Genomic DNA, 5895 nt, shown 5'->3' on the forward strand with positions numbered 1-5895 from the left:
TGGGGCCCTTTCTCCGCCTGGCCCGGTCCAGGGCTTTCTGGGCCTCCTCGCGGGCCAGGCGGATGAGGGCGCGGGTGGGCCAGGGGTAGCGGTTGAGGAAGCGGGAGAGGGCGGAGGGGGACTTGGTCTTGCTGTGCTGGGGTCTAGCCTTGCCGTGACCGGTGAGGAAAAGGAACAACAGGGCCTTCAAGGATTCCCGCAGGTGGGGGGTTGGCATGAGGGCCAGGATGGTCCAAAGTAGGGATAGGGCTGCTGGGCTCATGGCGCCCCTCATAAGAGGGGAAACCAGCAGCCCTCTTCAAGTGGTCCCCAAGCATACTCATGCCCGCGGCGAATAAGTGCAAGTTTTGAGTTGAGGAAGATAAGCGGTCAGCCCTACTGGCCTCCCGAAGAGGCTTCCATAAACTGGTGGATTGCCGCTCCCTTCCACCGCTTCAACATGACCGACCCCAGAGTGGCTAACGGCGGCTTTGGGATCTACAAGGATGCGGGGCCTGTCCCGGGCTACGGGGACGCTTATGGCCGCTCCTGGGCCAACCTCCCCAACCTCTACGGGGGCACGGCGAGCGTTCCCTACCTCCTCTTTCCCGCTCCAGACCGGGAAGTTGCCCTGGAGCGCTACCAAGGCAGGGAGAACCCCAACCCCACCGCCCCTTGCAGCAACCCCGACAGGCCCCCCCAGCGCCCCTTCCTCACCCAGGAAGGCCTCACCTGGGACGACGGGACGGGCGTGGTGCGCACGCCTATCGGGTTACCCCTCACCCTTCAGACCTTCCCCACCTCCCCGGTAGACACCCAGGTGCTGGAGGCGAGGCTCACCAGGCTTTCCGATGGGGCCCCGAACCCCCTCTGCGCCTACGGGAGTTCGCAGTACTGGGAGGAGCGGGACTCCTACCGAGAGAAGGCCTCGATGATTCTTCGCATCTGGGGTGCCGTCATCGCCTTCCCCCACGAGCCCCTCACCCCCGGAGCGGAGTACGAGGCCTACCTTAAGGTGCGCCTGGGGGCTGAGGTGCGGGAGTTCACCTGGCGCTTCCGGGTGGCGACCCAGGGCGACCTCAGGCCCCTTCGGGTGGAGCCCGCCCCAGAGTTCCAGGAAGTCCGCTGAAGGCTAGAGAAGAAGGGGAGGGGACCGTTTCCTCTCCCTTCAGTCTTCCTTCTCTACCTGCTCCCCTGCACCAGGGCCACGCACCGAGCGGCCCCGAGAGGGGATGAGGAAGGCACAAGCTTTTAGAGCCTCCTCCTTAGATCGGGTGGCAAGTAGAGCCGAGGTGAGGCCTTGCCAGCAAAGTTCCTCCCCGTAGGGGGAGCGGAACTCCTCCCCCCTCTGGAGATCTTCCTTCGCGAAAGCTACGTTTCGCGAAGAAGAGGCCCCACCCTTTCTTGGAAACCCATCGGCGCTCAAAGGGCCGCCAAGGGCCTTTGGACGCCCTTCCCAAAGAGGAGGACCCCCGCAGCGGGAGAAGGCCTTTTCGCTGTGGCTTCCATTGGCGGTGCGGGGTGCGGGGGGTCGCCCGGCGAAGGCGGGCGCGTTCCCCCCTGGGTGCGCTCCAAAGCCTCCCATTGAAGCCTTGGGAGCCGAGGAGGGGTCCCAGGCGATACTGCATTAGCCCCCTACTCCGCCAGGAGGCTTTGGGGCCTCCATTCCCCTCCTTCCAGGCGCAGGCGCCACCACCCTTCTTGGGGCGCCGGCAGGAGCCGAAAGGATGGGGGGACGCCCAGCCAACGCCCCTTTGCCGCGCGCGCCACCACCAGGGCCTCTTCTGAGGCCCCCTTCATGCTTTTCCAGAGGCGCCCCTCCGCCCACCACACCCGGACCCAGGCCCCAGGCAACCCCGCCCACGCCCCCGGGCCTTGAAGATAGGCCCAGGTCCGCGGCTCCACCACCCGGACCCGCTCGCCCTCCACCGCCACCACCATTCCCGGGGCGAAGTACCTCCAGAGGTCGCCCCCCGGACGCACCCACCGACCCGCCACCCATAGGCCCTCCTCGGCCACGCCCTCCACCTGGCCGTAGAAGGGGGTGGATCGGCCCTCTTTCTTGGCCTTCTTCTCCTCCTTTTCCTCCTCTTTCCTGTGCTCGTCTGCCCGAGCCCAGGGGGAAAGCAACAGCAGGGCGAGAACCCTACGCCTCGTCCACATGGCGCCACCTTGGAAGGATCACGACGGCCCTCAACCCGGGGGCCGCGTTCTCCCACCGCACCCCGCCCCCCAGCCAGGCGGCCACCTGCCGCACCAAGGACAGGCCGAGGCCTGTCCCCTTCGCCTCAGGTAGAAAGGGCTCGCCAAGCCGAGGGAGAAGCCCCTCCGGCACCCCAGGCCCGTGGTCGCGAACCCATAGCCGGACCTCCTCCCCTTCCGCCTCGAGGCCCACCTCCACCGGGGGCTTGCCGTGGAGCCAGGCGTTGTCCAGGAGGTTTTCCAGGACCCGCTCCAAAAGCCCTTCGTGGCCCAGCACCCAGACCGGAGTTCCGGGAAGCCTGGCCACCACGTCCCGGGGAAGCCGGGCCCGCAGGAAACCCCCAAGCTCCAAGGGGGTGAGATCCCCCTGCAGCCGGGCCAGGTCCAAAAGCCCGGCCAAGGTGGCCTTCGCCCGGGAAAGGGCCCGCTCCATCTCGGGCAGGGCCCGCTCCGGGGGGAGGTAACCGCCCTTGAGGGCCTCCACCTGGGTTTGCAGGATGGCCAAGGGGGTGCGGAGCTCGTGGGAGGCGTGGCGGGTGAAGGCCCGCTCCCGCTCCAGGGCCATCTCCACCGCCCGGGCCATCCGGTTGAAGGCCTTCACCACCCGGGCGAGCTCCCTCTCGGGGGGCTCGGGGAGGGGCTGGGGGAAGCGCAGGCGGGAGAGGTGGTCCAAGGCCTGGCCCAAGAGGGCCAAGGGCCGGGTGAGCCGATAGGCCAGGAAGAGCCCAAAAAGCCCCGCAAGCCCCACCAGGGGAGCCAGGGGAAGGACCATGGCGCGCAGGTAGGCGGCGAGGGCCCTCCGGTACTCCTCCACCCGCAGGCTCACCTCCAGGGTGTAACCCTGCCAGACCGTCTTCCAGGTGCGCCAGGCCTCCCCTTCTCGAGGCGCAAACCCCCCCTCCAATACCACCTCTCCCCCGTCTAGAAGCCGGAAGCCGAACACGTAATGCGACCCGAAGATCTCCCCCCGGGCCAGGCGGGGGCCCGAGGGGGTGAGCTCCAGGGCCCGCCTGACCCGCTCCGTCACCTCCACCAGGTCCCCCTGGATGTCCCGCTCCACCAGGTTGCGGAAGGACCAGTACCCCATGAGGGCCTCGAGGGCCCCCACCAGGGAGGCCAGGAGGAGGAAGGCCAAGGCCAGCCGCCGGCGCAGGCTCACGGGGCCCCCAGACGGTACCCCCCGGGCACCCGCTCCACCACCCAGGGGGCGAGCTTCTGCCGTAGGCGCTGCACGTAGACCCGGAGGATGGCCTCCGACTCCGCCCCGGGGAAAACCCGCTCCAGGAGCTCCTCCCTGGGGAAGGCCTTCTCCGGGTGGAGGGCGAGAAGCTCCAGCAGGGCGAACTCCTTGGGGGAGAGGGCCACCTCCTTCCCCTCCCAGAGCACCCGCCTCCCGGCAAAGTCCACGCGCAAGGGACCCTGCTCCAGGACCCGCCCCCGGAAGGAGGCCCCCCGGCGCAGGAGGGCCCGCACCCGGGCCAGGAGCTCTTCCAGGTGGAAGGGCTTCACCAGGTAGTCGTCCCCGCCCAGGTCCAGGCCGTGGATGCGGTCCTCCAGGGCGTCCCGCGCGGTGAGGAAGAGGATGCCCCCGCGGTAGCCCGCGCCCCGCAACCCCTCGGCGAAGCGGAACCCCGCGTCCTCCCCCTCGGGCAGCCTCACGTCCACCACCACCACCTCCGGCTCCCCCTCCTCCAGGAGGCGGTAGGCCTCGGCCAGGCTCCTCGCCCCCACGGCCTCGAGGCGCTCCCGGCGCAGGTAGGCCAGGATGGGCTCCAATAGCCCGGGCTCGTCCTCCAGCACCAAAACCTTCATTCCTCCCTAGTGTAGAGGCCCAAGGCCGCCAGCAAGGCCAGGCCGGAAAGGGAAAGGGGGGCGAGGGGGGGTGGGGTCCCCTCTCCTTCCCCGGCCCCCTCTTCCCAACCCTCCCCTTCCTCGTCCACCCAGCGGTAGGCCGCGGGGGCTTCGGCCTCGAGGCCCCCCTCCAGGTGCTGGAGAAACCCGAAGAGGCCCACGGGGGCGAGGAGGGCAAGGGCCAGGCCGAGGACCAAGGCCCACCTCTTGAAGGCCATCCCCAAGCCCGCCAAAAGGGCCCCCAAGAAGGCGGCCAGGGGAGCGAGGAGTTGGACCCCTTCCGTGTGGTCCATGAGGAGGAGCTCCAACCCCGTGAGGAAAAGCCCTCCCAGGCCGAAGAGGACCACGAGGTCGGGCAACCGCTTGCGCAACCAGGGCCTCACCGCTCCCCCCTTTCCCTCCAGGCCTTGCCGTCAAGGCCGTGGCAGTAGGCGCAGAAGTTGTTGGGAAGGACCTGGTTAAAGGCCTTCTCGTCTTCCGGGTTGCGGATGAGGGCAAGCTGGGCCTCTTGGAAGGCCCGCACCTGGGCGAGCTCCTTTGGGGTTACGGACCGGGCCCCGCGGTGGCAGAGGGCGCACCGTTCGCTTCCCCTCTCGGCCATCTCCCCGTGGAAGGACGTGAAGTCCATCCCGTGGTCCCGGGGAGCGTGGCACTGGGCGCAGGTGGGGTCCCCTTTCCGCCCCAGGGCGCTGAAGACCCGGAGGTCCACCGGGGGGCGGGCCCCGGGGATGGCGGAGGCCCGCGTCTTCCCGTCGTGGCAGGTGGCGCAGAAGCGGCCTAGGGAAGCGGCCCCGTGGGGCTCCAGGGCCGGGCTTGGGGCCAGGCTCGGCCAGGTGCGGTTCTTGTCCAGGACTTCGTGGCAGGTCTGGCAGGCGGCCCCCTTGGCCCCCAGGGCGGCGAAGTGCCGCTCGTGGCTGAAGACCACCCGGCCCGCCCCCTGGGGCAGGTAGGTCTTCACCAGGTCCTGGGGGGGTTGCCACATCCTCTTGGGCTTGAGGCGGCCTCCCTCCACTTCCACGTACTGCCCCGGCACCACCCCGAGGCCCGGGGGAAGCGGGGTCCCGTCGGAGAGGGTGGCCTGGCCCTTCTCCGGATCGTAGCGGACGAAAAGGTAGCGCTCCCCCTCCGAGGCCAGGGCCACGGCCAACAGGAGCGGGACAAGCACCCCCCTCATGGGGCCACCCCCTGGCCCTGCACCTTCACCGCCACCCGGTCCTGGACCCGCATGCCCATGAAGCTTGGAGCCTTAAGCCGGAAGTCCGCGAGGGATAGGGCGAACTCCGCGGAAAAGGCGAGCCTTCCCCCCTCGAGGCGGTACTGCACCGGCACCGTCACCTCCCGGCGCACCCCGTGGAGGTCCAGTTCCCCCAGGACCAGCCCCTTGGCGGCCTCGTAGCCCTTCAGGGTCAGACAGGCCTCCGGGAAGCGGTCCACCTCAAACATCTCCCGGGTATGCCGGTCCCGCAGGGGCTCCTTGGAGTCCCAGGCGGCGAGGTCCACGCAGACGGTCGTGTCAAGAGTTATGTGTAAGAGTCTGTGTACGGGGGGCATACCGCTCCTGAAGCATCTTCTCCAGCACCTCCTCCACCTCCGAGAACCCCTTTAGTTTCCGTTCTGCCCACCTCCCCTCTTGCCTCTCTGACTCCAGGTAAAGGAGCTTGTATACCGCCTCCGCCTTGGGAAACTTGTGGTCCCGCACCTTCGTCCCACGCCGCACTTCCCGGATAAACCGCTCCATCAGGTTGGTGCTCCGCAAGTACGGCCAAAGCACCTTGGGGTACCCGTAGAACCGCAGGAAGGCCCCCGAATCCTGTACCCAAAGCCCCACCACCCCCGGGTACCGCGAACCCCAGGCGGCCTTCA

At 68.8% G+C, this 5895-nt stretch carries 8 protein-coding genes and 1 pseudogene; 1 reads left to right on the top strand and 8 read right to left on the bottom strand.

Annotated features, from left to right (window positions below; genetic code table 11):
- Window positions 1–262: pseudogene (locus tag BLP62_RS14245) on the bottom strand (transposase); the annotation flags it as partial.
- 177 nt (window positions 263–439) lie between these two features.
- On the opposite strand from BLP62_RS14245, the gene BLP62_RS13025 reads away from it, so the two are divergent.
- Window positions 440–1108, top strand: a complete 669-nt coding sequence (locus BLP62_RS13025) for a hypothetical protein (RefSeq protein WP_241374323.1) — start codon at window positions 440–442, stop codon at window positions 1106–1108.
- 506 nt (window positions 1109–1614) lie between these two features.
- Here BLP62_RS13025 and BLP62_RS13030 read toward each other — a convergent pair.
- The 7 genes from BLP62_RS13030 to BLP62_RS13060 form a co-directional block, all read right to left on the bottom strand.
- Entirely contained in the window at window positions 1615–2142 is a 528-nt protein-coding gene (locus BLP62_RS13030; protein ID WP_143004381.1) for a hypothetical protein, read from the bottom strand.
- Window positions 2126–3340 (bottom strand): sensor histidine kinase, encoded by a 1215-nt coding sequence (locus BLP62_RS13035; protein ID WP_093008711.1) that lies wholly within the window; start codon window positions 3338–3340, stop codon window positions 2126–2128. The genes BLP62_RS13030 and BLP62_RS13035 overlap by 17 nt, the downstream gene beginning before the upstream one ends.
- Window positions 3337–3993: a response regulator transcription factor gene (locus BLP62_RS13040; protein WP_093008712.1), complete on the bottom strand. Its 657-nt coding sequence runs from the start codon at window positions 3991–3993 to the stop codon at window positions 3337–3339. The genes BLP62_RS13035 and BLP62_RS13040 overlap by 4 nt, the downstream gene beginning before the upstream one ends.
- Complete coding sequence (locus BLP62_RS13045; protein WP_143004382.1) at window positions 3990–4415, bottom strand: hypothetical protein; 426 nt, start codon at window positions 4413–4415, stop codon at window positions 3990–3992. The genes BLP62_RS13040 and BLP62_RS13045 overlap by 4 nt, the downstream gene beginning before the upstream one ends.
- Window positions 4412–5206, bottom strand: coding sequence for a cytochrome c3 family protein (locus tag BLP62_RS13050; protein WP_093008714.1), 795 nt, complete (start codon window positions 5204–5206; stop codon window positions 4412–4414). The genes BLP62_RS13045 and BLP62_RS13050 overlap by 4 nt, the downstream gene beginning before the upstream one ends.
- Window positions 5203–5532 carry a YceI family protein gene (locus BLP62_RS13055; protein WP_176758234.1) on the bottom strand — a complete coding sequence of 110 codons (330 nt, stop codon included), beginning with the start codon at window positions 5530–5532 and terminating at the stop codon, window positions 5203–5205. Before BLP62_RS13055 ends, BLP62_RS13050 begins: the two co-directional genes overlap by 4 nt.
- A 13-nt stretch (window positions 5533–5545) precedes the next feature.
- Window positions 5546–5895, bottom strand: a 350-nt coding sequence (locus BLP62_RS13060) for a transposase (protein WP_176758235.1), incomplete at its 5' end; no start/stop codon positions are given.

Source organism: Thermus arciformis (assembly GCF_900102145.1).
Taxonomy (GTDB): Bacteria; Deinococcota; Deinococci; order Deinococcales; family Thermaceae; genus Thermus; species Thermus arciformis.

Bases quoted from the DNA above. Each gene is read 5' to 3' on its own strand.
- BLP62_RS13025 (WP_241374323.1), top strand. From the start codon at position 440: ATGACCGACCCCAGAGTGGCTAACGGCGGCTTTGGGATCTACAAGGAT.
- BLP62_RS13030 (WP_143004381.1), bottom strand. From the start codon at position 2,142: ATGTGGACGAGGCGTAGGGTTCTCGCCCTGCTGTTGCTTTCCCCCTGG.
- BLP62_RS13040 (WP_093008712.1), bottom strand. From the start codon at position 3,993: ATGAAGGTTTTGGTGCTGGAGGACGAGCCCGGGCTATTGGAGCCCATC.
- BLP62_RS13050 (WP_093008714.1), bottom strand. From the start codon at position 5,206: ATGAGGGGGGTGCTTGTCCCGCTCCTGTTGGCCGTGGCCCTGGCCTCG.